Raw genomic sequence first — 25212 nt, 5'->3', positions numbered from 1 at the left:
CGCTACACTGCGCCGCTTGCACTGATCAAAGATTTTGAAGGAAAACCATGACGTTCAAGGCGCCGGACAGCCTCGCCGAGCAAATTGCTCACCACCTCGCCGAACGCATCATTCGCGGCGAACTCAAACCCGGAGAGCGCATCCAGGAACAGAAAGTCACGCTGGCGCTCAATGTCAGTCGTGGCTCCGTACGCGAAGCCTTGTTGATTCTCGAACGCCGCCATCTGATCGCCATCCTGCCGCGCCGGGGCGCCCACGTGACCGAGCTCACCGCCCACAAGGTGCAGAGCCTGTGCACCCTGATGAGCGAGCTGTACATCCTGCTGGGCAATGCCGTGGCCCAGCGCTGGAAAGTGCAGACCGACCTGGCGCCGTTCCTGCAATTGCAGCAGCGCCTGAGCGCCAGCTATGAGCGCCAGGACATCCGTACCTTTGTCGAAGACAGCTTCAACGTGATGCGCGCCGCGTATCCGTTTGCCGACAACCCGTACCTGCAGGAAACCGTCGAGAACCTGCAGCCGGCCATGAGTCGTGCCTATTACCTGGCGCTGGAGCAGCGCAAGGCGGAAATGACCGAATACCTGGAACTGTTCGCGCAACTGCTGGCGGCGGTGATCGCCCGTGACCTGCCGCTGATCCGCGAAGTCCTGGCCAGCTACGCCCAGCGCAGCTGTGACATCGTGCTGTCTGCCCTGGCGGTCGATTAAGCGTGCGGCTCAAGTGCATCAAGTTGGCGGGGTTCAAATCCTTCGTCGACCCGACCACGGTGAACTTCCCCAGTAACATGGCGGCGGTGGTCGGGCCCAATGGCTGCGGCAAGTCGAACATCATCGACGCCGTGCGCTGGGTGATGGGCGAGAGCTCGGCGAAAAACCTGCGCGGCGAGTCGATGACCGACGTCATCTTCAACGGCTCCACCAGCCGCAAGCCGGTCAGCCAGGCGAGCATCGAACTGGTGTTCGACAACTCCGATGGCACCCTGATCGGCGAATACGCGGCCTACGCGGAAATTTCCATCCGCCGCAAAGTGACCCGCGACAGCCAGAACAGCTATTTCCTCAATGGCACCAAATGCCGGCGCCGGGACATTACCGATATCTTCCTCGGCACCGGCCTGGGGCCGCGCAGCTACTCGATCATCGAGCAGGGGATGATCTCCAAGCTGATCGAGGCCAAGCCGGAAGACCTGCGCAACTTCATCGAAGAAGCGGCGGGGATCTCCAAGTACAAGGAACGCCGCCGGGAAACCGAAAACCGTATCCGCCGGACCCACGAGAATCTGGCGCGCCTGACTGACCTGCGCGAAGAGCTCGAGCGCCAGCTCGAACGCCTGCACCGCCAGGCCCAGGCCGCCGAGAAGTATCAGGAATACAAGGGCGAGGAGCGCCAGCTCAAGGCCCAACTGTCGGCCTTGCGCTGGCAGGCACTGAATGAACAGGTCGGCCAGCGCGAGTCGATCATCGGCAACCAGGAAATCAGCTTCGAAGCCCTGGTGGCCGAACAGCGCAACGCCGATGCCAGTATCGAGCGCCTGCGCGACGGGCACCATGAACTGTCCGAACGCTTCAATCTGGTGCAGGGGCGCTTCTATTCGGTCGGCGGCGACATCGCCCGGGTCGAGCAGAGCATCCAGCACGGCCAGCAACGCCTGCGCCAGTTGCAGGACGATCTGCGCGAGGCCGAGCGCGCGCGCCTGGAAACCGAATCGCACCTGGGCCATGACCGCACCTTGCTGGCGACCCTCGGCGAAGAGCTGGCGATGCTCGAGCCCGAGCAGGAACTGACCAGCGCCGCCGCCGAAGAGGCCGCCGCTGCGCTGGAAGAGTCCGAGGCCACCATGCACGGCTGGCAGGAGCAGTGGGACGCCTTCAACCTGCGCTCGGCCGAGCCCCGGCGGCAGTCGGAAGTCCAGCAGTCGCGGATCCAGCAACTGGAAGCCAACATGGAGCGCCTGGCCGAGCGCCAGCGGCGTCTGACCGAAGAGCGCGCCTTGCTCGCGGCGGATCCGGAAGACGCGGCGATCCTCGAACTCAACGAGCAGTTGGCCGAAAGCGAGCAGACGCTGGAAGATTTGCAGGCCAGTGAAGATGCGCAGGTCGAACGCCTCGAACAACTGCGCCAGGATTTGCACAAGGCCACCCAGGACCAGCAACAGGCCCAGGGCGACCTGCAACGGCTCAACGGCCGTCTCGCTTCCCTGGAAGCCTTGCAGCAGGCGGCGCTCGATCCGGGCACCGGCACCGCCGAATGGCTGCGCGAACAGCATCTGGCCGAGCGTCCGCGACTGGCCCAGGGCCTGAAGGTCGAAGCCGGCTGGGAACTGGCGGTGGAAACCGTGCTCGGTGCCGACTTGCAGGCGGTGCTGGTAGATAATTTTGCCGGCCTCGACTTGAGCGGTTTCCAGCAGGGCGACCTGCGCCTGCTCAGTCCGGCGGCCGACGGCACGCGAGTGCCCGGCAGCCTGCTGGAGAAAGTCGAGGCGGATATCGATCTGTCGCCTTGGCTGGGTCAGGTCCGGCCCGTCGAGAGCCTGGAGCAGGCCCTGGCCTTGCGCGGCCAACTGGCGGTCGGGGAAAGCCTGATCAGCCGCGACGGCTTCTGGGTCGGCCGACATTTCCTGCGGGTGCGCCGCGCCAGCGAAGCGGAAAGCGGCATGCTTGCCCGCGGCCAGGAAATCCAGCAGTTGGGCCTGGAGCGCGAAGAGCGCGAAGAAACCCTGGCGGCTTTGGAAACCCAGTTGCAAACCCTGCGGGCCACCCAGCGCCAGCAGGAAACCGGTCGCGAACACCTGCGCCGCTTGCTGCAGGATGAAGCCCGCCAGCAAGGCGAATTGAAGGCCAGGTTGTCCGCCGGCAAGGCCAAGGCCGAGCAATTGCAACTGCGTCGTACCCGTCTCGACGAAGAGCTCGGCGAACTGGGCGAGCAGCGGGCCCAGGAACACGAGGAAGTCGGTGAAGCGCGCCTGCAACTGCAGGAAGCCCTCGACGCCATGGCGGTGGATACCGAGCAGCGCGAGCTGTTGCTGGCCCAGCGCGACAGCCTGCGCGAACGCCTTGACCGGGTGCGCCAGGAAGCCCGCCAGCACAAGGACCATACCCATCAGTTGGCGGTCCGTCTCGGTTCGCTGAAGGCCCAGCACGACTCCACCCGTCAGGCCCTTGAGCGTCTGGAGCTGCAGTCCGAACGCCTGACCGAAAAACGCGAACAGTTGAGCCTGAACCTGGAGGAGGGCGAGGCCCCGCTGGAAGAGCTGCGCCTCAAGCTCGAAGAATTGCTCGACAAGCGCATGAGCGTCGATGTCGAACTCAAGACCGCGCAGATCGCCCTCGAAGATGCCGACCGCGAACTGCGCGATGCCGAAAAGCGCCGCAGCCAGGCCGAGCAGCAATCCCAGCTGATCCGCGGCCAGCTCGAACAGCAGCGCATGGAATGGCAAGCCCTGACCGTGCGCCGCAAGACCTTGCAGGACCAGTTGCTCGAAGACGGCTACGATCTCCACGGCGTGCTCGCCACCCTGACCGCCGAGGCCAGCGAGAAGGCCGCCGAGGAAGAACTGGAGCGGATTGCCGCGCGCATCCAGCGCCTGGGCGCGATCAACCTCGCGGCCATCGACGAATACCAGCAACAATCGGAGCGTAAACGTTATCTGGATGCGCAGGACGCCGATCTGGTCGAGGCCCTCGAAACCCTGGAAAACGTCATTCGCAAGATCGACAAGGAAACCCGCAATCGCTTCAAGGACACCTTCGACCAGATCAACGCCGGCCTACAAGCTTTGTTTCCAAAAGTGTTTGGCGGTGGCAGCGCGTACCTGGATCTTACCGGCGATGATCTGCTCGATACCGGGGTCACGATCATGGCGCGACCCCCGGGGAAAAAGAACAGCACCATCCATTTGCTCTCCGGTGGTGAAAAAGCCCTGACCGCCCTGGCCCTGGTTTTCTCCATCTTCAAGTTGAATCCGGCACCGTTTTGTATGCTCGACGAAGTTGACGCCCCGCTGGATGACGCTAACGTTGGACGTTATGCCCGATTGGTCAAGGAAATGTCGGAATCGGTGCAGTTCATCTATATCACCCACAACAAGATCGCCATGGAAATGGCCGATCAACTGATGGGCGTGACGATGCACGAGCCCGGTTGCTCCCGGCTGGTGGCGGTGGATGTCGAGGAGGCCATGGCGATGGTCGACGCCTGAGACGGCGGCTGGCGAAGCCAACAGATTCGAGACGCAAGGGGTTTTCCTGGGACCTTGCGGGAACTAGCACTGATCCTTGGGGACTTATTAATGCATACCCTGTACGACAGACGGTGTAAAGTTGCCTTTGGTCGTGTTAATTTAATGTCCAATTTTCTTGTGCGTGGGAAAAAACGCCTGTCAGAACATAGAGTTGGCGCCACGCTTTAAAGGGTTTTCCGCCCTTTCTTCATAGAACCATTATTAGAGGCACGGGATTACATGGAAATCGGTCTGCGCGAGTGGCTGATCGTCATCGGCATAATTGTCATTGCCGGTATTCTTTTTGATGGCTGGCGCCGGATGCGCGGCGGCAAGGGCAAGCTCAAGTTTCGTCTGGATCGCAGCTTCTCGAATCTGCCGGACGATGACTCCAGCGCCGAATTGCTGGGCCCGCCCCGTGTGCTGGAAACCCACAAGGAACCCGAGCTCGATGAGCATGACTTGCCATCGGTGAGCATGCCGGCGCGCGAGCCTCGGGAAAAACCGTCCAAGCGCGGCAAACGCAACAGCGAGCCGAGCCAGGGCGACCTGAATCTGAACCTGGACCTGGAAGAAGGCCCGAGCTTCAGCAGCCGCGACGACGATTTCCCGGATGAACACAAGCCGGCCGCACGCCAGGACAAGGAACAGCCCGCGGCGGAAGAAGTCCTGGTGATCAGCGTGATCAGCCGCGATGCCAACGGCTTCAAGGGCCCGGCATTGCTGCAGAACATCCTTGAAAGCGGTCTGCGTTTCGGTGAGATGGATATCTTCCACCGCCACGAAAGCATGGCCGGCAATGGCGAAGTCCTGTTCTCCATGGCCAACGCGGTCAAGCCGGGCGTGTTCGATCTCGACGATATCGACCACTTCAGCACCCCGGCGGTGAGCTTCTTCCTCGGCTTGCCGGGCCCGCGTTATCCGAAGCAGGCCTTCGACGTGATGGTGGCCGCCGCCCGCAAACTGTCCCAGGAACTCAATGGCGAGTTGAAGGATGACCAGCGCAGCGTGCTGACCGCCCAGACCATCGAGCATTACCGTCAGCGGATCGTCGAGTTCGAACGTCGCGCCCTGACCCAGAAGCGTTAAGCGTCGAATTTTTGGGCGTTCTCGAGGGCCCTTTCGCGGGCAAGCCCGCTCCCACACATTCTGTGTTCGACTCACTGCTACTGTGGGAGCGCGCTTGTCGGGACGCCGCATCGCGGCGAAGTGGCCCCGGCGCCTCACCACAAAAAACGCACTAACATAGGGAGCAGCCTCGGCTGCTCCCTTGCTTTATGAGAGACCCCCATGACTGCTGCCCATACCCGCATTCTAGAGCTGCGCGCTGAGCTGGATCAGCATAACTACCGTTACCACGTGCTCGACGAGCCGAGCATTCCGGACGCCGAGTACGACCGCCTGTTCCACGAACTCAAGGCGCTGGAAGCCGAACACCCGGAACTGGTCAGCGCCGATTCGCCGACCCAGCGCGTCGGCAGCGCGGCCCTGTCGGCCTTCACCCAGGTCCGGCATGAAATCCCGATGCTGAGCCTGGGCAACGCCTTCGAAGAAACCGACATGCGCGAGTTCGATCGCCGTGTCAGCGAAGGCCTCGACCTGCCGGCCGGCGACCTGTTCGGTGGCGGTGCGGCAGTCGAATACAGCTGCGAGCCGAAACTCGACGGCCTGGCGGTCAGCCTGTTGTACCAGGACGGAGCGCTCGTGCGCGGCGCCACCCGTGGCGACGGCACCACCGGCGAAGACATCAGCATCAACGTGCGCACCGTGCGCAATATCCCGCTCAAGCTGCACGGCAGCGGCTGGCCGGCCACCCTCGAGGTGCGCGGTGAAGTGTTCATGTCCAAGGCGGGTTTCGAACGTCTCAACGCCACCCAACTGGAAGCCGGTGGCAAGACCTTCGCCAACCCGCGCAACGCCGCGGCGGGCAGCCTGCGCCAGTTGGATTCGAAGATCACCGCCAGCCGCCCGCTGGAATTCTGCTGCTACGGCCTGGGCCAGGTCTCGGCGGACATCGCCGACACCCATATCGGCAACCTGCAGCAACTCAAGGCCTGGGGCATGCCGGTCAGTCGCGAACTGAAGCTGGCCAAGGGCATCGACGAGTGCCTGGACTATTACCGCGATATCGGCGAGCGCCGCAACGCGCTGCCCTATGAAATCGATGGCGTGGTGTTCAAGGTCAACAGCCTGGCGTCCCAGCGTGAACTGGGCTTCCGTGCCCGCGAGCCGCGCTGGGCGATTGCCCACAAATTCCCGGCCATGGAAGAACTCACCGAACTGCTGGATGTGGAATTCCAGGTCGGTCGTACCGGCGCGGTCACCCCGGTGGCGCGCTTGAAGCCGGTCAAGGTGGCCGGGGTCACGGTATCCAACGCCACCTTGCACAATATGGATGAAGTGGCGCGTCTGGGACTGATGATCGGCGACACGGTGATCATCCGCCGTGCCGGCGACGTGATCCCGCAAGTGGTGCAGGTCGTCACCGAGCGCCGCCCGGAAAGCGCCCGTGCCGTCGAGATCCCGCAGAGCTGCCCGGTCTGCGGCTCCCATGTCGAGCGCACGCAACTGATCAAGCGCAGCAAGGGCCGCGAAACGGTCAGCGAGGGCGCGGTGTATCGTTGTGTCGGTCGCCTGGCCTGCGGTGCGCAACTCAAGCAGGCGATCATCCACTTCGTCTCGCGACGGGCGATGGATATCGAAGGCCTTGGCGACAAGACCATCGAGCAACTGGTGGATGAAAAACTGATCGCCTCGCCGGCCGATCTCTACACCCTGAAACACGAAGACATCGTCGACCTCGAAGGCTTTGCCGAACTGTCGACCCGTAACCTGCTGGAAGCCATCGCCGATAGCAAGCAGCCGAGCCTGGCGCGTTTCATCTACGCGTTGGGCATTCCCGATGTGGGCGAGGAGACCGCCAAGGTCCTGGCCCGCTCCCTGGGCTCGCTGGAGCGGGTCATGCAGGCCTTGCCGTCGGTACTGACCTACCTGCCGGATGTCGGTATGGAAGTGGCCCACGAGATCCACAGTTTCTTTGAAGACGAACACAACCGTACGGTGATCGCCCAGCTGCTGGAACGTGGGCTGACCCTGCAGGACCAGGGTGAACTGGGCGCCGAGTTCGCCGCCAGCACCACCCTGGCCGGGCTGGTCGCCAAGCTGGACATCAGCTCGGTGGGGCCGACGGCGGCGGAAAAACTGGCGGCCAAGTTCGGTTCGGTCGAAGGCATCATCAACGCCGACTGGCTGGACCTGCGCCAGGCCTTGAACGAAAAGCCGGCCAATGCCGTGCGCGAATTCTTCGAGCAACCGGGGAATGCCGAGCGAGCCCTGGCGATCGAGGCGCAACTGCGTGATTTCGGCATGCACTGGCAGAGCGAGAAAAAGGCTGTCGCCGGCTTGCCGCTGACGGGCCAGACCTGGGTACTGACCGGCTCGCTGGAACTGATGAGCCGCGATATCGCCAAGGACAAGCTGGAAAGCCTGGGGGCGAAGGTCGCCGGTTCCGTCTCGGCCAAGACCCACTGCGTGGTCGCAGGCCCGGGCGCCGGCTCGAAGCTGGCCAAGGCCAACGAACTGGGACTCAAGGTGCTGGACGAAGAAGCATTCGTGGCGTTCCTGAAAGGACACGGTATCGAAATCTGAGGTCCTGCATCTGCTCCCTGTAGGAGCCGGCTTGCCGGCGATGGCGTCCCCAAGATCGCCAAGAGCTTCGCTGGCAAGCCAGGCTCCCACAGGTTCCGGGCGTGCTCAGGATTTGTGTACGACGCCCTACTGTGGGAGCCGGCTTGCCGGCGATGGCGTCCTCAAGATCGCCAAGAGCTTCGCTGGCAAGCCAGGCTCCCACAGGTTTCGGGCGTGCTCAGGATTTGTGTATGACGCCCAACTGTAGGAGCTGGCTTGCCGGCGATGGCGTCCCCAAGATCGCCAAGAGCTTCGCTGGCAAGCCAGGCTCCCACAGGTTCCGGGCGTGCTCAGGACTTGTGTACGACGCCCAACTGTAGGAGCCGGCTTGCCGGCGATGGCATCCTCAAGATCGCCAAGAGCTTCGCTGGCAGGCCCGGCTCCTACGGATTGATCGTTCCCATGCTTTCGGTTGCGATCTAAAGGGAACCTGCCGCCGCTCCAATGATCTAGTCTTGGCAGGTCCCAGGGAGAGATCGCCATGTACCGCTTCTTCGAACGTCTCAGTTCCCGCATCGCCGCGCCCTTTGCCTCCGAGCCCTCGCGCAACAGCAAGGTCTGGCATTGCCGCTGCGGTCAATCGGTGTTCTTCCGCAACAGCCAGTGCCTGGCCTGTTCCGCGGCCCTGGGTTACGAACCCCAGGGCAGCCACCTGTCCTCCCTGCAACCGGGTCCGTACCCGGACAGCTGGCAACTCGATGCCAACCCCGAAGCCGGCCTGTTCCGCCGTTGCGGCAACCTCGACACCGCGGCGGCCTGCAACTGGCTGATCCCCTACGCCCACAGCAGCCCCCTGTGCACCGCTTGCAGCCTCAACCGCACCATCCCCGACCTGTCGGTCCCGGAAAACCCCGAGCGCTGGCGCAAGGTCGAAACCGCCAAGCGCCGCCTGGTGGCGCAACTGATCACCCTGGGCCTGCAAGTCATCCCGAAAACCTGGGACGAGGAAAATGGCCTGGCCTTCGACTTCGTCGGCGTCGACCTGGAAGGCAAATCGCCGATGACCGGCCACGCTAATGGCCTGATCACCCTCGATATCAAGGAGGCCGACGACGCCCATCGGGAAAAGGTCCGGGTACAGATGCGCGAACCGTACCGCACCTTGCTCGGCCATTTCCGCCATGAAGTCGGGCATTACTACTGGGACCGGCTGATTGCCAACGACCAGTGGCTGGAACCGTTTCGCGGCCTGTTCGGCGACGAGCGCGCGAGCTACGCCGACGCACTGGAGCGCCACTACCAGAACGGCGCTCCGGCGGACTGGCAGCAGCGCTACGTCAGCGCCTACGCCACCATGCACCCCTGGGAAGACTGGGCGGAAACCTGGGCGCACTACCTGCACATGATGGACGCGGTGGACACGGCGCTGGGCTTCGGCATGAGCGCCCGCGAATCGGACTTCGACTACCAGCCGTTCCCCACCAACGTGCTCTATGACCCGCAGCATCCGGAAGGCCCGGCGTTCCTGTCCTTCGTCAACGCCTGGATCGAACTGGCGGGCATGCTCAACGAACTGTCCCGCAGCATGGGCCAACCGGATTTCTATCCCTTTGTTCTGCCGCCGGCGACCATCGCCAAACTGCACTTTATTCACCTGGTGATCCAGGAGGAGGGTGGTCGGGCGGATGAGGTGTTGCAGCTGGCGACCTGAGGGACGGCTGTCCCTGTTTGATCGTTCCCACGCTCCGCGTGGTAACGCCTCCCCGGACGCTCTGCGTCCGCTAGCGATAACGGCCTGATCCACAACTCCAATATAAGCGGCCCGCCCATAATGGCCCCTGGCACCCCCGGCCCTTGTGGGAGCGGGCTTGCCCGCGAAGGCGTCCGTCAGCCAGACACCGTCGTGAGCAACACCACCGCCGGTCGCTCCCACACGCAGTGATCGACAATAGGGCTGGGCAATGTCGACAAGTGCTTGAGCTCCATCGAATTTTTATCGGCGCCTGGCGGTTGTAACTTCTCGTTATCTAGGTACAATGGCGCGGCTCGCTGCCAGGCGAGCGTCGTTATGGTGACCCCATCGGTCCCCCCGCAACGATTACCCGTTAACCTGGTCAGGCCCGGAAGGGAGCAGCCACAGCGGGAACATTGTGTGCCGGGGTGTGGCTGGTGGGGTTGCCTCCATAACGCCTCCTGCTAAACCCTATCTCCTGCATATCGAATAAAGTGCCGAATCAAGATCAGCGCTTCATTTTGCCATGCCCGGTTTTTCTCTCCTCCAGCTATCCAGCGTCGGAGGCCAGGCCGTGTTCCCCGGCGGATCCCTGTATCACGCGACGAAATGGGGTATCGAAGGTTTTATCGACGCGGTCAACCTGGAGGTGGGGGGCTTTGGCATCGGCTGCACGCTGGTCGAGCCGGGTGGCGCCCGTACCCGGTTCCGCTATGGCAGTGCCAGGCTCGGACCGAAGAATGACGCCTACGATGTTTCGCCCGCTAGCCATGCCCGGAGAATGATCGAGGATGGCACCGTCATGCCGATCGGCGACCCGGCAAAAATGGTCCGGCTGATGATCGAAAGCGTCGATCAACACCCCGCGCCGAAGCGGCTGGCACTGGGCAGCGATTCGTTCATGGTGATGCACAAGCAGCTCAGTGAGCGCCTGGCGGAACTGGAGGCACAGAGAGACCTGGCCTTTTCGACCGATTGGGTTGGGCAGCCCTGAGGCTATCCGGACTGACTACAAGACTGCCCGCAACTCCCTCGGCGACAACCCGTAATGCTTGCGAAAGCGCACGGCAAAGCGTGACGCCGAGGCATAGCCGCTGGCTGCGGCTATTTCTCCTATCGGCCGTGGTGTGGTCTGCAGCCATTGCAAGGCCATGCCCAGCCGGACATTTTCGAGGATGTTGCTGAAGCTGTCGTCCTCGTTCGCCAGTTGGCGGCGCAAGGTCGAGGCGCCCAGGTTCAGCCGTTCGGCCACGTCCGCGACGGTCCAGTCCCGCGCGGGGTCGCTCATGACGATCTGCTGCACGCGCTCGCACAACGGGTCGTTGCGATCCAGTAACAACGGCCCGGCCCAGCCGCCCAGGGCCAATGCCAGCAGCACGGCTTCGGCGTAATGGCTGCACAGGGCGTCCGGCGAATCGGCATTGATGGCTTCCAGCAGGTTTTCCCAGGCTGAAGTGGTATGCCGGTCCAGCGGCACACAGAGTTCCTGGGTGCTCCCGCGTCCGGGAAGTGGCGCGAGTTGCTGGCTATGGCGGGCAATAAAGGTTCGCAGCAGTTCCGTGGGAAAGCTCACGGTATCGGCGATGTAGAACCCCTGGGTGCCGGGGTAGTTGCCGACCCCGACTTCACGCCCCGCCGGCATCAGGATCAGGTGTCGCGATCCCACGCGCATCTGCCGGTCGTCCCAACTCATCACTTTTTCACCCTGGCGCACGCGACACAGGGTGGTGACGAAAATCGGCACCCGTTGCAGCGCATGGGGCTGGCGGGCCTGGATGACGCTGGCGCCGATACGGCGCTGGCGGTGCTGGATGCCGGCGGGGGCGTTCATGATTCTCAGGCTCCGTACAAAAAAACTAACGTCCGTAGGTGGCGGTCAGTGTGGCCTTGCCCAGGGCGTTGGCATTGAGCATGTAGCCCACCATGGCGCCGCTGGCCTGTTCATTGACCGGGAGTTTATCCGTCTTCAGGGCCCAGACGGTGAACTGATAGCGATGAGGTTTATCGCCCACAGGCGGGCAGGCACCGCCGAAGCCCGGTTGGCCGTAGTCGGTGCGACCTTGCACGGCGCCCGCGGGTAGCTGGCCGCCCTGGCTGCCGGCGCCGGAAGGCAGTTCGTGGGTGGAGGTCGGCAGGTTGACCACGGTCCAGTGCCACCAGCCGCTGCCGGTCGGGGCGTCGGGGTCGTAGGCGGTGATCGCGAAGCTTTTGGTGCCCGCCGGGGCGTTCTGCCAGGACAGTTGCGGGGAGGTGTTGCCGCCTTCGCAACCGAAGCCCTGGAACACTTCGCGGCTGCTCATGGGCTTGCCGTTGCTGATATCGCGGCTGGTCACGGTGAAGTCGGCGGCGTGGGCGGTGATGCTCAGGCCGAGGCTGAGGGCGGTGAGCAGGAAGCGGTTTTTCATGATGACCTCGTCTTTGGGGGGATTCAGGACGAGTCTAGGGAGATGGGGGGCTGGGCATTGTGCCGCGGCGCTCGACCATTGTGCCGAAACGCTCGGGTTGTTCGATGGGGGGCGATAGGGGCTGTGAGAGCGGACGCGGAGCGTCCCATGCGGCATTCCCACGCGGAGCGTGGGAACGATCAAGCACAGGACGCGTGGGGCTTATGTGCGCTTGAACAACTTGCGCAAGAAGCCGGCAATCACCACCAGGCCGATCACGATGAATTTCTTGAAGGCCAGCAGGGCTACGCCGATCTTGGCGAACAGGCCGGCCTTGGCCGCGATGCCGCCGGCCACCAGGGCTGCCAGGCCGTAGGGCGCCAGTTTGTCGGTGCTGGAGTCGAAGTCGGCGTAGCGGTTGCCATCGGTGAAGTTGGTGAACGCGAGGATCTTCGGCACTTCCTGCTTGATGGTCGGCAGGTCGGCCATCGCCGCTACGGCATTCAGTTCCAGCACGCCCTGGCGCCCCAGCACGCGAATGCTGTAGTTCAGGGTGTTCTGTTGGGCGTCATCGGCTTTCAGTTCGCGGGCCCAGTACATCTTGTGGCTGCCCTGGTCATAGCTCGGCGGTTCGGCCCAGCCCAGCAGTTGCAGGCCGGCGTAACCCTGCTTGCGCCGCTCCTTGTTGTCTTCTTCATCGTCGGCCTGCATCTGCTTGAGCAGGTCGGCGTAGTCGATCTTGGCGGCATCATCGTCGGAGATATGTCCGTCGTTCTTGTAGCTGACGATCACGCCCCAGCCGTTGTCCGCCAGGGGGCTGACGGCAGTGGGGATGATCATGCCCAGGGTCTTGTGGCCCGGCGGGTTGCCCCAGGCTTCGGTCAGCAGGCGCTCGGTGTCGTCCGGCGACAGGTAGTAGAACTCGTTGTTGAGTTGCAGGGTGGCGATACCGCTCGGCAGGGTGATGGTGCCGTGCTGCTGCTTGAGGGTGGTGAGCCACTGTTCGGCGCTCTGGTGCGGTTGCTCGCTGGCGGTGGGGGCTGGAGCGGGGGTACTGGCGGCAATGGCGGGCAGAGTGGTTGCGCTGAGCAACACGGCCGCCAACAGCTGGCGCAGGTGTTTCATCGTAGTCCCTTACATTTTGAATTAATTTGCCTGGCAGAATACCTGAAGGGACTGGCGAATCGCCAGATTGCCGTGTAGGCGCGCTACTCCGGACGCGTTTCCAGGCGTTCCCGCAGCAGTCGCGCAAAGGCCTCGCGGGCCGGATGGCGGGTGGTTTCCCTGTGCCAGATAAAGCTGTTTTGCACGGGGGCCAGTTCGTCGAAGCGATAGGTCGCCAGCCCCGTCGACTGTTCGTAGCGACGCAGGATGCCTTCGGGCACCAGCGAGACGCCGGCACCGGCATTGACGCTGCCGATGATCGTGCCCCAACTGCCGTAGCTGGCAATCGGTGGGTTGCGGTCGCAGTCCTGGACCCAGTTCTTCAGCGCCGCGCGGTAGGGGCAGCCGTTCGGCCACATGATCAGGGTGCGGCCCAGCAGGTCGTGGGCATTGTGGATCGGTGCGCTGTCGGCGGCGCTGATCAGCACCAGTTTTTCGCTGTACAACGCGGTGCTGGCGATTTTCGGGTGGTGGATATCGGCAGCCACCAGGGCGCCGTCGAGCCGGCGTTGGCGGACATCTTCCAGCAGTTGCGTCCAGGTCCCGGTGATCAGTTCCAGACTGACCTCGGGATAGGTCCGATGGTATTCGGCGAGCAGGGCCGGCAGGTGCACGGTGGCGCAGGATTCGATGGCGCCGATGCGCAAGGTGCCGGAGGGCCGGGTGTTGGCGTCGACGGCGCGTTTGGCCTCGTCCACCAGGTTGAGGATCTGCGCACAATATTCGAGGAACACTTCGCCGGCGGGGCTGATGCTCAGGCCGCGCCCGGCGCGGACGAACAGGTCGGTGCCCAGCTCGCTTTCCAGGTGCTTGATGCGCGTGGTGATGTTGGACGGCACGCAATGCAGCCGTTGGGCCGCGAGGGCGATGCTGCCGGTTTCGGCGACGGCTTTCACCATGCGCATTTGCGCCAGTTCCATGATTCACTCCCGGTGAATTCTCGACTCAATATTCGTCAATTGTGCTTGTCGCCACGCCGCTCAAGACTGGCCACACCCCTGGATCATCTTGGATGTAGCGTTCTCGTGAAAGCCCTGCCGCGTATAAAAATTTCATTGGCCACCGCCCTGGTCATCCTGTGCTGGGCGTATTCGCCCATCGGCATCCATATCGGCCTGGAAAGCTACAGCCCCGGACACCTGGCCCTGCTGCGCTTTCTGATCGCATCGGTGTTCATGGCCGCAGTGGCGCTGATGAAGGGCATTGCCTTGCCCCGGGTCCGCGATCTGCCCTGGCTGTTCGTGCTGGGTTTCTTCGCGATCTTCCTGCATCACGTCAGCCTCAACTATGGGCAGCAGTGGGTCAGCCCCGGGGCCGGGAGCGTACTGGCCCAGTCGACGCCGTTGTTCAGTACGCTGATCGCGTTCTTCTGGCTGAAGGAGTCGGTGACGGGCTGGCGCTGGCTGGGTGTGTTTGTGGGGCTGGCCGGGGCGCTGGTGGTGGTGTGGGGCGATCACGGCGTCGGCCCGTTCAATCCCCGGGGCTTGCTGGTCCTGCTCGCGGCGCTGTCCTGGAGCCTGTATTTCACCCTGCAGAAACACTATGCCCATCACTACAGCGGGTTGACCACCGTGTGCTACATGGTCTGGGCCGGAACGCTGCTGTTGCTCTGTGTCTACGGACCGGGGCTGGCGCAGGAGGTGACGCTGGCCCCCGTGCGGGTGAATGTGGCGGTGCTGGTGCTGGGTATTTTCCCCAGTGCCCTGGCGTACCTGGCCTGGGGTTATGTGCTGACGCACTCGACGGTCAGCCGTTCCTCCATCGCCTTGTACCTGATCCCGCCGGTGGCCATGCTGATGGCGGCGTTGATCCTCGGTGTCGGTGTCTCGGGCATGGTCCTGCTGGGCGGCTCGATTGTCCTGGCGAGCGTGCTGGGCCTGCACTTCGAGGGGCGCCGGCAGAGGCCGGCTGCCGGACCGCTGGATCAGCGCAGTGAAGGGGACGGCGAATACACCCGCAACCGGTGTGCATCGGGGTCCACCGCAACGAAGGCATAACCGAAACCCAGGGTGCTCGGCGGCTGGACGATGCGCACCCCCAGTTCGCGCCAGGCTTCATGGAGTTCGTCGACAATGGCGTTCTCGCCGACATTGAAGGCCATCTCGCCGCCGCCGCCGGTGTGTGGCACGGCAGGCGTCACGACGCTGGCCGACCAGAGGCCGAGCTTGATGCCCGAGTCCAGCGCGAACAGGGCGAAATCCGGCGTGTCGATCAGCGGCTCCTTGCCCAGCAGGCGACGGTAGAAGTCGACGCTGACGGCGGGGCTTTCGACATACAGCATGAAGTAGTTGGGATCGGTCACGGTGTGGTTCCTGGGAAAGTGGTGGGAAGGCCTGGAATCGTTTGTGGTGATTCCAGGGCAACCCAGCCTAACCCGGGGGCTGTCAGCTTTTGTCAGTAGCGTGGTCGCGGCGCCAGGCGCGCAGTGGCATGAGGCTAAGGCTTGGCAAGGGCTAGATCGACCGCGACGATCAGCTTTCCCAGGTCCTTCGAGGGCGCTTTGTGAATGACGCCGAACAGGTAGGCACGCTGTTCGTCTTCGTCAGCCATATCCGCAAAAAAGGCCTTGAGCTTCACTCCCAGTACGTCGGCGAACAGAAACAGGGCTTCCACGCTGGGGGTGTAACTGCCGGTTTCGAAGCGGCTGATGGTTTTCGGGTCAAAACCGGTTTTCTCGCCAAGTTCAGCCTGAGTTAGCCCCGCTACCTTGCGATAGCGCCTGATGGCCGTACCCAAACTTGAAATTTCCATCGCTCAATTCCCATTTAGAATCAAGAACTTAACGACAAATCTTTACATTAGACAACGCCATGATTCATCACCTTCTATTGCATAATGTGATGCAATTCGTAGAATCGACGGTTATGACAGGTATTTGGTGATCTGGTTTCAGGTGGCAAAATGATGAAACAGGAAATCCTCGCATTTCTCTTGAGTTCATGCCACGACCGTCAAGCCGTGCCTTCGGGCGTTGGTTTCACGGAGTGCCGCTCGCCAACCCCGCTGTTTGCTGATGACCTTCATTTAACTCTAGTTGATCCTCGTCGAAGTTCTTTCGAACAGCGTGTCGATCAGTTCAACCGGTAGCTGCCCAGGTGAGCTGAGTCATGGACGAGACGTACCGCAAGGTGGTGGATGCAGCAGCGATTTTCTCCGAGACGGATCTGAGCGGAAGGATTACCTACGTCAACGACCCGTTCTGCGAGATCTCCGGCTACAGCCGCGAGGAGCTGCTGGGGCAGAACCACCGGATGCTCAATTCCGGTTTTCATCCGACCGAATTCTTCAGTGAGATGTGGCGCACCATCGCCCTTGGCCGGGTCTGGAAGGGCGAGGTCTGCAACCGTGCCAAGGACGGTTCGCTGTACTGGGTCGACAGTACCATGGTGCCGCTGCTGGACGAAGAGACGGGACGGGTCCGCAAGTACATGTCGATCCGTTTTGATGTCAGCGAAAAGCTGCGACTGCTGCACACCTTGCAGTGGCGGGTGGGCCACGATGTACTGACCGGCCTGCCGAACCGCGCGTTCCTCTCCGATCTGTTGAACCAGGCCCTGGAGTTCTCCCGGCGCGAGCATATTCCGCTGGCGGTGTGCATGCTCGACCTGGACGGCTTCAAGGCGGTCAACGACGGCTACGGGCATGCCAGCGGTGACGCGCTGCTGGTGGAAGTGGCGGCGCGCCTGCGCGGGATCATGCGTGGCGAGGATGTGGTGGCACGCCTGTCCGGTGACGAGTTCGTGCTGATCCTGCGTTATGTGCGCGACAGCCAGGAACTGCACGCGGCGTTGCAGCGGGTGCTGCTGGCGATCTCCGCGCCGTATTCGCTCCTCGGCCAGGATATCCATGTCTGTGCCAGCATCGGTGTGACCCTGTTCCCCAACGACAATGAAGACGCCGATACCTTGTTGCGCCACGCGGACCAGGCGATGTACCTGGCCAAGCAGGGCGGGCGCAACCGTTTCCATCTGTTCGATGTATCCCAGGACCAGGAGGTCAAGGCCACGCACCAGAGCGTTGAGCTGATGCGCCATGCACTGACCGGCGATGAGTTGCGCCTGGTCTATCAGCCCAAGGTCAACATGCGTACCGGCACGGTGGTCGGCTTCGAGGCGCTGGTGCGCTGGGAAAGCCCCCACAAGGGCCTGCTCGAACCCCATGAGTTCCTGCCGCTGGTGGCCCAGACCGATGTGATCATCGAAGTCGGCGAGTGGGTGATCGACCGGGTCATGGCGCAGATGCAGGTTTGGTTGCAGGCCGGCCACAACTGGCCGGTCAGCCTGAATATCGCTGCCCGGCATTTCCAGCGCGGGGATTTTGTCGAGCGCCTGCGCGCCTTGCTGACCCGGCATGCCGAAGTACCGCCACAGATGCTCGACCTGGAAATCATCGAGTCGGTGGCCATCGAGAACATCCAGCGGGTCAGCCAGTGCCTGCGGGCCTGCCAGGCCCTCGGCGTGCGTTTTTCCCTGGATGACTTCGGCACCGGTTACTCGTCCCTGAGCTACCTCAAGCGCATGCCGACCCAGACCATCAAGATCGATCGTTCCTTTGTGCGCGATATCCTCCACGACAAGGATGACCTGGCCCTGACCACGGCTGTGATCAGCCTGGCCCGGGCCTTTGGTCGCGAGGTGATTGCCGAGGGCCTGGAGACCGCCGAGCACGGGCGCCTGCTGATGAACCTGGGTTGTGACGTGGCCCAGGGCTATTTCATTGCCCGGCCGATGGCGGCCGACGAGGTGCCGGACTGGGTCGCGGGGTTTGTCCCGTCGGGGTTGTGGAGCACCACCGCTTGAGCCTTCACGCATCCTGTGGAAGCCCGCTTTGTCGGTGAAAAGGTTGCGGGTGTCATCGCCGACAGGCCGGGCTCCTACAGGTCATCGGGTTTTTCCGCAGAGGGAGGCGTGGGGCTGTCCAGTTGCTCGCCATTGCCGGTGTAGAGCCCGATGATCCCGTCGATTTCCCCGGACATCTTCATTCTCAGCAAGGTCCGCAGGATGCGCTGCACCGGCAGCGCCGGGTCGTTGCGCACAAAACAGCCCACCGGTTGTTCCTGCAGCACCGCGACGGCATGCAGTTGCTGTTGTGGCATCAGCTTCTGGTTGAACCAGTCCAGGCTCCACTGGTTGCTGACCGCATAGTGATAGCGGCCCGCCGAGAGTTTCTGCAGCACCTGTTCCTGGTTGCGGGCGTCGTCGCGGATCAACTGGCCACTGTCGAACAACGGCTGCAGGGTCGGGTAGGTGTAGCTCAATACCGTGCCGACAGGCTGTCTGGGCAGGCTTTGCGGCTTGACCTGGCGCGGGTGTTCGGCATTGCTGATCAGCACATCGCGCTGCATCAGCAGGGGAATACTCCATATATAGTCGCCCGACTGGTTCGGCAGCCAGGATTGCGCGGCATAGCAGCGCACGTCGATTTCGCCGTGTTCCATGGCGCTCTGCACGCGGGCCCGGGCCAGCACGTGAAACTCGGCCGGTACTCCGACCTGCTGGGCAAGGCTGGTCATCAGGTCGTAGAGAATGCCCTGGGTCGGTCGGTCGTTCTCGATCTGGACCAGCGGCATGGCCCAGCTGTCGGCCACGGCGAAGCGCAACGGCGCAGGCGCGGCAAAACAGTTGGCGGTCATCAGTACGAGGGCGCCCCACACTACACGCATTCAACTCTCCGTCTGGAGTACGACGCTTCAGGACGCGAATTCTCCCACAAAGTGCAGCTTAGTCAGATTAGAGAAGCACGCCGGATGCAATTTCGCCCCTGCTCCGCTAGCATTAGCGGTCTTCCGCTTTCCAGATGCGACGGTTATCGATGAGTTATCAGGTTCTTGCACGTAAATGGCGTCCGCGCTCGTTCCGCGAAATGGTCGGCCAGACCCATGTGCTCAAGGCGCTGATCAATGCTCTGGACAGCCAGCGGCTGCACCACGCCTATCTGTTCACCGGTACCCGGGGTGTAGGCAAGACCACCATTGCGCGGATCATCGCCAAGTGCCTGAATTGCGAAACCGGGATCACCTCGTCACCCTGTGGCACCTGTTCGGTATGCCGCGAGATCGACGAGGGCCGTTTTGTCGACCTGATCGAGATCGACGCCGCGAGCCGCACCAAGGTCGAGGACACCCGCGAACTGCTGGACAACGTGCAGTACGCGCCGAGCCGCGGGCGCTTCAAGGTCTACCTGATCGACGAAGTGCACATGCTTTCCAGCCACTCGTTCAACGCCTTGCTGAAAACCCTGGAAGAGCCGCCGCCCTACGTCAAGTTCATCCTGGCGACCACCGATCCTCAGAAACTTCCTGCAACGATTTTGTCGCGCTGCCTGCAGTTCTCCCTGAAGAACATGACCCCGGAGCGGGTGGTCGAGCATTTGACCCACGTGCTCGGGGTCGAGAACGTGCCATTCGAAGACGACGCCCTGTGGTTGCTCGGTCGCGCGGCGGACGGTTCGATGCGCGATGCGATGAGCCTGACCGACCAGGCCATTGCCTTCGGTGAGGGCAAGGTCATGGCCAGCGATGTGCGGGCGATGCTCGGCACCCTGGACCACGGCCAGGTCTACGATGTGCTGCACGCGCTGATCGAAGGCGATGCCAAGGCGTTGCTCGAAGCGGTACGGCATCTGGCCGAGCAGGGCCCGGACTGGAACGGCGTGCTCTCGGAAATCCTCAATGTGCTGCACCGCGTGGCGATTGCCCAGGCCCTGCCGGAAGGCGTCGACAACGGTCACGGCGACCGTGATCGCGTGTTGGCCCTGGCCCAGGCATTGCCGGCCGAAGACGTACAGTTTTACTACCAGATGGGCCTGATCGGCCGGCGCGACCTGCCGCTGGCGCCGGACCCGCGTGGCGGCTTCGAGATGGTCCTGCTGCGAATGCTCGCGTTCCGGCCGGCCGACAGTGCCTCGGCACCGAGGCAGCCGCTAAAGCCAGTGGGGATCAGCCAGGCCACAGTTGATTCCACCCAGAACGTGGCTGGCCCAGCGGCTGCTGCGCCGGTTGTCGCGGCTGTGGCTCCGGCGGTCGAGGCCGATGTCGTGCCAGTCGCTGCGCCGGCCGCTGCGCCAGTCCCCGCGCCCGTGGTGCAACCAGCCCCGGCGCCGGTGGTCGAAGCCGTGCCTGAGCCGGAGCCGGAGCCGGTGGTCGAGGCGGCTACCGTGCCCGAACCCCTGGCCGCCGCGGTCGAAGAAGTCGACCTGCCCTGGAACGAACCCGCCGAGCCGGTGGTGCAGGAGCCCGCCGTAGAGCCGGTGCTGGAAACCGCCGCCGAGCAGCCGGAACTGGTGCCGATGCCGCTGCCGACGCCTGACAGCGTGGTGCCGGACGCCCCCGAGTGGGCGGCCGCCACCATTCCCGAGCCGACCCCGGCCCAGGTGGATGCCGCGACTCCGGGCCCGGATCGCGACGACGAGCCGCCGCTGGATGAAGACTATATCGAGCCGGATATGGACTCGTCCTATAGCTACCTCGACGACCTGGCCAGTGAACACACCGCCGAGCCGGCACCGGAGCCCGAGCCGTTGCCGGCCGCGCAGCCGGCCACCGGCCTGGCGCTGGAGTGGTTGCAACTGTTCCCGAAACTGCCGATCTCCGGCATGACCGGCAGCATCGCGGCCAACTGCACGCTGATCGCGGTCGACGGCGATGACTGGCTGCTGCACCTGGACCCGGCCCACAGCGCCCTGTTCAACGCCACGCAGTTGCGTCGCGTGAACGATGCGCTGAACCAGTACCATGGGCGGACGCTGAAGGTGACCATCGAGCTGATCAAGCCCGAGCAGGAAACCCCGGCCCAGGCGGCGTCCCGCCGGCGCCACGAACGCCAGAACGAGGCTGTGGCCTCGATTCATGCCGATCCGTTCATCCAGCAAATGATGCAACAGTTCGGTGCGGTGATCCGTGACGATACAATCGAACCTGTCGAAGCCCTGGTGACCCAGGGTTAATAACTGAGCGGCGCGAGGCCGGAGCCTTGCGCCTATTGTCCAAGCAACTTTTGAGGTGATTCCCATGATGAAGGGTGGCATGGCCGGCCTGATGAAGCAGGCGCAGCAGATGCAGGAAAAAATGGCCAAGATGCAGGAAGAACTGGCCAACGCTGAAATCACCGGCAAGGCTGGCGGCGACATGGTCACCGTGGTCATGACCGGGCGTCACGATATCAAGCGCGTGAGCATCGACCCGAGCCTGCTGGAAGGTGTCAGCGACGATGACCGTGAAGTGCTGGAAGATCTGTTTGCCGCTGCCGTCAACGACGCCGTGCGCAAGATCGAAGCCAACAGCTCGGACAAGATGTCCGGCATGACCGCCGGCATGCAGCTGCCGCCGGGCTTCAAGATGCCGTTCTAGGCCCTGTACGAAAACTGCCTGGGCGACGATCAGGCTGCGTTGAAGCAGGCTTGCCTTGCCTGATCGCCGCTCGGCGAGTTTTCGTACGGAACCTGAGGTATTTTGTACTCAAGCAATGCCAGGCTCGCTGCCTGGCATTGTTGTTTCCGGGGCTGGTCGCCTGTGCATTTGACGCTGGCCGGAGCCACGGGTATAAACCGCCTCTCGCAGTTTTGTCGGACCTTTTCCCATGAGCTTCAGCCCCCTGATTCGCCAACTGATCGACGCCTTTCGGGTTTTGCCCGGCGTCGGCCAGAAAACCGCCCAGCGCATGGCCCTGCAACTGCTCGAGCGCGATCGCAGCGGCGGCGCGCGCCTGGCACAGGCTTTGGGCCAGGCCATGGAAGGCGTCGGGCATTGCCGCCAGTGCCGGACCCTGACCGAAGACGACCTCTGCCCGCAGTGTGCCGATCCGCGGCGTGACGACACCTTGTTGTGTGTGGTCGAAGGACCGATGGATGTCTACGCGGTGGAGCAGACCGGTTATCGCGGACGTTACTTCGTGCTCAAGGGGCACCTGTCGCCGCTCGATGGCCTTGGGCCGGAAGCCATTGGCATTCCGCAGTTGCTGGCACGTATCGAAGAACAGGGCAGCTTCAGCGAGATCATCCTCGCCACCAACCCGACGGTCGAGGGCGAAGCCACGGCGCACTACATTGCCCAACTGCTCTCCAACAAGGGGCTGATCACCTCGCGTATCGCCCATGGCGTTCCCCTGGGTGGTGAGCTGGAACTGGTGGACGGCGGTACGCTGGCCCACTCGTTTGCAGGGCGCAAGCCGATCGCGCTTTGAGGGAGAGGCGTCTGGCCGGAGGCCATTTTTCCGGTGGCCGCCCCGGACAAGGGGCGACCGGGCAGCATGCTCAGGCAGCCAGCAAGCGCAGTATCTGATCCAGCCGGTGGTTGGCGACCCAGCTCAGCAGCACTCCCAGGACCGCCGTGCCGCCGGCGATATAGGCGAGGCGGGCCTTGATCGATTTCACATCGCCGCGGACTTCGCCGAGATCGCGGTGGATGTACTCCAGGTGGGTTTCCAGTTCGGTGATTCGCGGTTCCATGGTGTCGCCTCCAGACGGTTCGCCGGTCTTGGTGGGGTCGGTGGGTGACTGGGATTGCTGCATTGCCTCGTGATTGCCCGACCATCGGGGAGCCGGATGCAGGCAGGGTGTCACGCAGTGCTGTAGCTCAACTTCCATGTGTTTTCACGTCCTCGGTGGTTCATGTCCCGGGCGCCATTGCCCTGATCACACCATGGAAAATCGCGCTATTTCGCTTTTCGGTCAATTGAGGCGATTCCCGGATGTTCATAGGAAAAGTCGCCGGCGTCTGAAGTGGCCGCTGGGTCAGGCATAGGGGCTGTCCCAGTAGCGTTTGTACATGCCGAGGCTTTTTTTCAGACCCTTGGGCAGATGGCGTTCCTGCTGGCTGAGTTTGTAGGCAAACAGCTTCACCGCATTGCGCCATAGCGAGCCCGGCCACGCCAGGCAACGTCCGGGGCCGAGAAACCTCAGCTCGGACAGCACATACCTCAGGCCTTCTCCTCCCGCCCCGCCGAACTGTTGGCGGATCCAGGGTTCGCGGGCATGGAATACGCCGATGTCGAAGTAGCGACGAAATTCCTCACCGAGGGTGTAGTTGTGCGAGTGCCGGCAGCAGGCACTGCCTTCGTAGGCGACTTTCCAGCCGGCCATGAGCATCTTCGCCGCCACGTACATGTCTTCCGAGAGGATCACATGCTGCGGGAATCCGCCCACCTGCATCAGTGCCCGGCGCCGGTAGGCGCAAAAGGAGTTGGAGGCGAAGGCGGTCTTGATCCCCAGCCGGGGCGCATCCTCCAGGCTCTTGACCTGGGACGTCGGCGGGTAGTTGAACAGCCGGGCATGCTCGGCCAGCGGGCTGGCATCCAGGTGCGGCAGCTGCCGGCCGCAGACCGCGCCGATGCTGTCGTCGGCAAACGGCCGGACGATATTGGCCAGCGCCTCGGGGTCCTCGAGGTAGGCATCCTGGGTCATGAACACGTAGATGTCATGACCGGGATTGCGCTCGACCATCATCTGGCGGGTGCCGCCGTGGTTGAAGTCCCTGCTGTCGATGCGCAAGACATTGGGGCAGCGTGCGCTGGCCAGTTCGAAGGTGCCGTCGCTGGAGCTGGAGTCGACGATCAGGGTCGTGAAGACCGCCGTCTGGCGGTCGAGGGAGTCGAGCAGGCGCGCCAGGTCCCGGCAGCCGTTGTAGGTCGGGATCACGCAGGCCACGTTGAGCGTCGACATGGTTCAGCCTCCAGGGGACAGCGGGCGCCAGGGGCGCAGCCAGAATGCCAGGGCGATCAGCAGGACCAGGCTGCACAGGGTGCTCAGACCCAGTTGCAACCAGATACCCGCCAGGGGATGCAGCAACAGGGCGGCCAGGCCCATGACGCCGAGCCCGAGCAACCAGTGGCTGCGCCAGGGCACTTCGGCCAGCAGTTGTTGACGGCGCATCAGCAGCAGGCCGGTCAGGATCACCCCGCAGACCGCTGCCAGGGCAATGCCGATCAAACCGAAGAAATAGGGCAGCACGGCCAGCATTAGGGCATTGAGCAGGCTGCCGGTCAGTTCGCAGTTGAGCGGCAGGCGGGTGTCGCCGGCGGCATAGGCGTAGCGGGCGAGCAGGGCGTTCCAGGCGCCGAACATCAGCGGTACGGAGAACCACGCCAGCAGTTCCGGCAGCGGGCTGTCGCCGGCCTGGTTGGGCAGCAGCAGGCTGACCAGCGCGGCGGCGGCACCGATCAGGCCGGCGACGGCCGGCAGGGTCAGCAACGTGGCGCTGGCCAGGCCCTTGCGCAGCAGGGACAGGCGTTCGGCGCCGGCGCTGCCGCTCATCAGGCCGAGCAGCACCTGATTCAGGCTCATCAGGGCGATCAGGGGCAGGTTGATCAGTTTGCGCGCCAGGTTGATCCAGGTGACCGCGCCTTCGCCGAGCAGCGAGGCGACCATCCGTTCCAGCAGGGCCAGGCCCTGGCTCGCCAGGTTGCTGCTGAGCAACGGGCCTATCCGTTGCAGCAGCTCGCGGCCGGCCCCGGGCGCATGCCCCGGTTTCCAGGGTTTCCAGCCGCCGCGGTACAGCGATGGCAAGAGGATGGTCGGCATCAACAGGCTGCCGAGGACACAGGCGGCGGCCAGGCCGGTTGGCGTCGCGGCATGTCGCAGGATCGCCAGGTACAGCACCGGCGGCAGGTTGAACAGCAACGAGCCGAGGCCGGCCAGGACAAACCGCGAGCGGGCCTGCAACGGCACGCAGAACAGCGCATGGAGGATAAATCCCGGTGCACACCAAGCCAGCCAGTGCAGGCTGTCGCCCGCGAGTGCGTAACCCTGGCCGTCGAGCCCGGGGCCGATAAGGCGGACCCACAGTGGCGCCCCGATGCTCAGCAGCCCCCCCAGCAGCAGGCCGCAGAGCAGCAGGCGCGGAGCCAGCGCGCCGAGCCAGTCGGCCTGTCCGGTGGCCGAGCGTTGCTGGTAGAGCGGCAGTGCCGCCGCGCTGAGCAGGCCGGCGGCAAGCGCCATGCGCAAGGCTTCCGGCAGGAACAGCGCGACCAGGAAACTGTCGCTGCGCCCGCCGGCGCCCCAGGCCGCGACCAGCAGCCATTCCCGGGCGAACCCGGCGGCCAGGCCGGTGAGGGTCGCGAGGGTCAGCCACAGGGTTGAACCAAACACTGTCG

Annotated in this window: 21 protein-coding genes and 1 other RNA gene; 12 read left to right on the top strand and 10 right to left on the bottom strand. The window is 63.5% G+C overall.

All coding sequences use genetic code 11. The annotated features are described in order from the left end of the window. The first annotated feature begins 47 nt into the window (after window positions 1–47). From KI243_RS22855 to KI243_RS22825, 7 genes are all read left to right on the top strand, one after another. A complete protein-coding gene (locus KI243_RS22855; RefSeq protein WP_017129639.1) occupies window positions 48–707 on the top strand; it encodes a GntR family transcriptional regulator in 660 nt (219 codons plus the stop codon). Between the two features lie 2 nt (window positions 708–709). Then, entirely contained in the window at window positions 710–4198 is a 3489-nt protein-coding gene (gene smc / locus KI243_RS22850; protein WP_177086528.1) for a chromosome segregation protein SMC, read from the top strand. A gap of 261 nt (window positions 4199–4459) precedes the next feature. After that, window positions 4460–5308: a cell division protein ZipA gene (zipA, locus tag KI243_RS22845; RefSeq protein ID WP_017129637.1), complete on the top strand. Its 849-nt coding sequence runs from the start codon at window positions 4460–4462 to the stop codon at window positions 5306–5308. A 201-nt stretch (window positions 5309–5509) separates the two neighbouring features. After that, entirely contained in the window at window positions 5510–7867 is a 2358-nt protein-coding gene (gene ligA / locus KI243_RS22840; RefSeq protein WP_017129636.1) for an NAD-dependent DNA ligase LigA, read from the top strand. Between the two features lie 520 nt (window positions 7868–8387). Next, window positions 8388–9557 carry a putative zinc-binding metallopeptidase gene (locus KI243_RS22835; protein ID WP_212809939.1) on the top strand — a complete coding sequence of 390 codons (1170 nt, stop codon included), beginning with the start codon at window positions 8388–8390 and terminating at the stop codon, window positions 9555–9557. Between the two features lie 367 nt (window positions 9558–9924). After that, window positions 9925–10021, top strand: an RNA gene (gene ffs / locus KI243_RS22830) — signal recognition particle sRNA small type. A gap of 83 nt (window positions 10022–10104) precedes the next feature. Next, entirely contained in the window at window positions 10105–10572 is a 468-nt protein-coding gene (locus KI243_RS22825) for an SDR family NAD(P)-dependent oxidoreductase (RefSeq protein WP_212809938.1), read from the top strand. Window positions 10573–10587: 15 nt separating this feature from the next. Here KI243_RS22825 and KI243_RS22820 read toward each other — a convergent pair whose 3' ends face one another. From KI243_RS22820 to KI243_RS22805, 4 genes are all read right to left on the bottom strand, one after another. After that, window positions 10588–11409 (bottom strand): helix-turn-helix transcriptional regulator, encoded by an 822-nt coding sequence (locus KI243_RS22820; protein ID WP_178990124.1) that lies wholly within the window; start codon window positions 11407–11409, stop codon window positions 10588–10590. A gap of 25 nt (window positions 11410–11434) precedes the next feature. Further along, complete coding sequence (locus tag KI243_RS22815; protein WP_103032906.1) at window positions 11435–11983, bottom strand: kinase inhibitor; 549 nt, start codon at window positions 11981–11983, stop codon at window positions 11435–11437. 201 nt (window positions 11984–12184) lie between these two features. Next, window positions 12185–13087, bottom strand: a complete 903-nt coding sequence (locus KI243_RS22810; RefSeq protein ID WP_212809937.1) for a DUF2167 domain-containing protein — start codon at window positions 13085–13087, stop codon at window positions 12185–12187. A gap of 83 nt (window positions 13088–13170) precedes the next feature. Further along, the gene (locus KI243_RS22805; RefSeq protein WP_177086537.1) at window positions 13171–14046 is read right to left on the bottom strand and encodes a LysR substrate-binding domain-containing protein; all 876 of its coding nucleotides are present in this window, start codon (window positions 14044–14046) and stop codon (window positions 13171–13173) included. Between the two features lie 105 nt (window positions 14047–14151). Between KI243_RS22805 and KI243_RS22800 the strand changes: the two genes are divergently transcribed. Further along, the gene (locus tag KI243_RS22800; protein ID WP_244861767.1) at window positions 14152–15123 is read left to right on the top strand and encodes a DMT family transporter; all 972 of its coding nucleotides are present in this window, start codon (window positions 14152–14154) and stop codon (window positions 15121–15123) included. Here KI243_RS22800 and KI243_RS22795 read toward each other — a convergent pair. Next, entirely contained in the window at window positions 15051–15407 is a 357-nt protein-coding gene (locus KI243_RS22795) for a VOC family protein (RefSeq protein WP_042937227.1), read from the bottom strand. The genes KI243_RS22800 and KI243_RS22795 overlap by 73 nt on opposite strands. 155 nt (window positions 15408–15562) lie before the next feature. Beyond that, window positions 15563–15877, bottom strand: coding sequence for a helix-turn-helix transcriptional regulator (locus tag KI243_RS22790; RefSeq protein WP_042937148.1), 315 nt, complete (start codon window positions 15875–15877; stop codon window positions 15563–15565). A 356-nt stretch (window positions 15878–16233) separates the two neighbouring features. On the opposite strand from KI243_RS22790, the gene KI243_RS22785 reads away from it, so the two are divergent. Continuing rightward, window positions 16234–17925 (top strand): GGDEF and EAL domain-containing protein, encoded by a 1692-nt coding sequence (locus tag KI243_RS22785; protein WP_212809936.1) that lies wholly within the window; start codon window positions 16234–16236, stop codon window positions 17923–17925. A 74-nt stretch (window positions 17926–17999) separates the two neighbouring features. On the opposite strand, the gene KI243_RS22780 is transcribed toward KI243_RS22785, so the two are convergent. Next, on the bottom strand, window positions 18000–18788 hold the full coding sequence (locus tag KI243_RS22780) for a transporter substrate-binding domain-containing protein (protein ID WP_017129624.1): 789 nt from the start codon (window positions 18786–18788) through the stop codon (window positions 18000–18002). Window positions 18789–18937: 149 nt separating this feature from the next. Here KI243_RS22780 and dnaX point away from each other — a divergent pair, with 149 nt between their 5' ends. The 3 genes from dnaX (at window position 18938) to recR (ending at window position 22305) form a co-directional block, all read left to right on the top strand. Then, window positions 18938–21070, top strand: coding sequence for a DNA polymerase III subunit gamma/tau (gene dnaX / locus KI243_RS22775; protein WP_212809935.1), 2133 nt, complete (start codon window positions 18938–18940; stop codon window positions 21068–21070). A 64-nt stretch (window positions 21071–21134) separates the two neighbouring features. Further along, a complete protein-coding gene (locus KI243_RS22770) occupies window positions 21135–21473 on the top strand; it encodes a YbaB/EbfC family nucleoid-associated protein (RefSeq protein ID WP_017134152.1) in 339 nt (112 codons plus the stop codon). Window positions 21474–21702: 229 nt separating this feature from the next. Then, window positions 21703–22305 carry a recombination mediator RecR gene (gene recR, locus KI243_RS22765; protein WP_017129621.1) on the top strand — a complete coding sequence of 201 codons (603 nt, stop codon included), beginning with the start codon at window positions 21703–21705 and terminating at the stop codon, window positions 22303–22305. 70 nt (window positions 22306–22375) lie between these two features. Here recR and KI243_RS22760 read toward each other — a convergent pair whose 3' ends face one another. The 3 genes from KI243_RS22760 to KI243_RS22750 all read right to left on the bottom strand — a co-directional run bounded on the left by KI243_RS22760 (window position 22376) and on the right by KI243_RS22750 (window position 25207). Beyond that, window positions 22376–22570, bottom strand: coding sequence for a hypothetical protein (locus tag KI243_RS22760; RefSeq protein WP_017129620.1), 195 nt, complete (start codon window positions 22568–22570; stop codon window positions 22376–22378). Window positions 22571–22855: 285 nt separating this feature from the next. After that, the gene (locus KI243_RS22755) at window positions 22856–23782 is read right to left on the bottom strand and encodes a glycosyltransferase (protein WP_177109302.1); all 927 of its coding nucleotides are present in this window, start codon (window positions 23780–23782) and stop codon (window positions 22856–22858) included. 3 nt (window positions 23783–23785) lie between these two features. After that, window positions 23786–25207 (bottom strand): lipid II flippase MurJ, encoded by a 1422-nt coding sequence (locus tag KI243_RS22750; protein WP_017129618.1) that lies wholly within the window; start codon window positions 25205–25207, stop codon window positions 23786–23788. Between the last annotated feature and the right edge of the window lie 5 nt (window positions 25208–25212).

The organism is Pseudomonas sp. Ost2 (assembly GCF_018326065.1).
In the GTDB taxonomy this organism is placed as follows: Bacteria; Pseudomonadota; Gammaproteobacteria; order Pseudomonadales; family Pseudomonadaceae; genus Aquipseudomonas; species Aquipseudomonas gingeri.
The sequence above is the reverse complement of the archived record's forward strand: the minus strand, read 5'-3'. Positions and strand labels throughout refer to the sequence as shown.

Bases quoted from the DNA above. Each gene is read 5' to 3' on its own strand.
- dnaX (WP_212809935.1), top strand. From the start codon at position 18,938: ATGAGTTATCAGGTTCTTGCACGTAAATGGCGTCCGCGCTCGTTCCGC.
- KI243_RS22780 (WP_017129624.1), bottom strand. From the start codon at position 18,788: ATGCGTGTAGTGTGGGGCGCCCTCGTACTGATGACCGCCAACTGTTTT.
- KI243_RS22770 (WP_017134152.1), top strand. From the start codon at position 21,135: ATGATGAAGGGTGGCATGGCCGGCCTGATGAAGCAGGCGCAGCAGATG.
- zipA (WP_017129637.1), top strand. From the start codon at position 4,460: ATGGAAATCGGTCTGCGCGAGTGGCTGATCGTCATCGGCATAATTGTC.
- KI243_RS22820 (WP_178990124.1), bottom strand. From the start codon at position 11,409: ATGAACGCCCCCGCCGGCATCCAGCACCGCCAGCGCCGTATCGGCGCC.
- recR (WP_017129621.1), top strand. From the start codon at position 21,703: ATGAGCTTCAGCCCCCTGATTCGCCAACTGATCGACGCCTTTCGGGTT.
- KI243_RS22795 (WP_042937227.1), bottom strand. From the start codon at position 15,407: ATGCTGTATGTCGAAAGCCCCGCCGTCAGCGTCGACTTCTACCGTCGC.
- KI243_RS22825 (WP_212809938.1), top strand. From the start codon at position 10,105: ATGCCCGGTTTTTCTCTCCTCCAGCTATCCAGCGTCGGAGGCCAGGCC.
- KI243_RS22760 (WP_017129620.1), bottom strand. From the start codon at position 22,570: ATGGAACCGCGAATCACCGAACTGGAAACCCACCTGGAGTACATCCAC.
- KI243_RS22810 (WP_212809937.1), bottom strand. From the start codon at position 13,087: ATGAAACACCTGCGCCAGCTGTTGGCGGCCGTGTTGCTCAGCGCAACC.
- KI243_RS22790 (WP_042937148.1), bottom strand. From the start codon at position 15,877: ATGGAAATTTCAAGTTTGGGTACGGCCATCAGGCGCTATCGCAAGGTA.
- KI243_RS22805 (WP_177086537.1), bottom strand. From the start codon at position 14,046: ATGGAACTGGCGCAAATGCGCATGGTGAAAGCCGTCGCCGAAACCGGC.
- KI243_RS22755 (WP_177109302.1), bottom strand. From the start codon at position 23,782: ATGTCGACGCTCAACGTGGCCTGCGTGATCCCGACCTACAACGGCTGC.
- KI243_RS22835 (WP_212809939.1), top strand. From the start codon at position 8,388: ATGTACCGCTTCTTCGAACGTCTCAGTTCCCGCATCGCCGCGCCCTTT.
- KI243_RS22785 (WP_212809936.1), top strand. From the start codon at position 16,234: ATGGACGAGACGTACCGCAAGGTGGTGGATGCAGCAGCGATTTTCTCC.
- KI243_RS22815 (WP_103032906.1), bottom strand. From the start codon at position 11,983: ATGAAAAACCGCTTCCTGCTCACCGCCCTCAGCCTCGGCCTGAGCATC.
- ligA (WP_017129636.1), top strand. From the start codon at position 5,510: ATGACTGCTGCCCATACCCGCATTCTAGAGCTGCGCGCTGAGCTGGAT.
- KI243_RS22855 (WP_017129639.1), top strand. From the start codon at position 48: ATGACGTTCAAGGCGCCGGACAGCCTCGCCGAGCAAATTGCTCACCAC.